At 45.4% G+C, this 1,076-nt stretch carries 1 protein-coding gene; it reads left to right on the forward strand.

The window, feature by feature from the left end:
- Positions 1 to 179 precede the first annotated feature (179 nt).
- Positions 180 to 1,076 (forward strand): DASH family cryptochrome (locus tag R7P74_RS25000; protein ID WP_318123332.1); only part of this gene is annotated, 897 nt, incomplete at its 3' end.

Consider the following 1,076-nt stretch of genomic DNA (forward strand, 5'->3'; position numbering starts at 1 on the left):
TTTATAAAATTGTGGTTTAAAAAGTGAACGATTGAGGGTGGAAATACGATTTGGCTCCTATGTTCACGATTCATGCAAAGAGCATGGAAAGCGCTGTAGTTAGTAAGAACGGATGATCCGCTTGCGATGCCGAGCGTAAAACAAATCAGTACATTTAGCTCCTCGCCTAAGGACGTTTTTTGAAAAAGAAAATAGGGCTTTACTGGTTTACGTTTGACCTAAGACTTCACGATAACTCGCTATTGGTTGATGCCTCATCTTTTCTGGATGAATTGGTTTGCTTGTATTGTCGTCCTTCAGTAACTCCTTTTCTCCATCATTTTGCTCAGGAGGCAACGCTCGGACGAGCTAGGAAGAAATTTATCGATGCGTCTTTGTGCGAACTGAATGACGCACTCGGCCAGTTGGGTCAGCGACTTTGGACGCTAGATATACCCCCGTATCAAGCCCTCAAATATGCCATTCAATATTTGAGTGTCACTCATCTTTATGCAGACGCAATGGCTGGCTCGGATGAACAGAGCATATTGCACAAGCTGCAAGATGAATACCCACACCTTGTCATTGTTCAGCACGCTGTACGCAGTTTGTTCGACGAAAGCAAGCTGCCGTTTACGTTGCCTGATCTGCCCGAGACTTTTACTCAGTTTAGAAAGTGCGTTGAAGGGATAGACATCGCCCACCCAATAGATGCGCCGAGCCGCCTACCACCAATGCCAAAAGGCGCTCAACTGCCAACTTTATCCTCTTTTTACTTTGATGAGTCTGCGCTGTTTTCTGGCGGAGAATGGAGTGGTCTTGCGCATTGTCGGCGTTACTTTTCTTCTGGCTTGGCAAGCTCATATAAAGAGACGCGCAACGGACTCGACGGGATGGCGTATTCCACCAAATTTTCACCTTGGCTTGCGCTTGGTTGTGTGTCGCCAAGAATGATTTATGCCATGCTCAAACAGTATGAACAAACCCAAGGGGCGAATGATTCGACTTACTGGATTTACTTTGAATTGTTGTGGCGCGAATATTTTTATTGGTACGCAAGGTGTTATCAACAAAGGCTGTTTCGGTTTGGTGGTATT

The sequence above is a fragment of the Vibrio sp. 2033 genome, assembly GCF_033339735.1.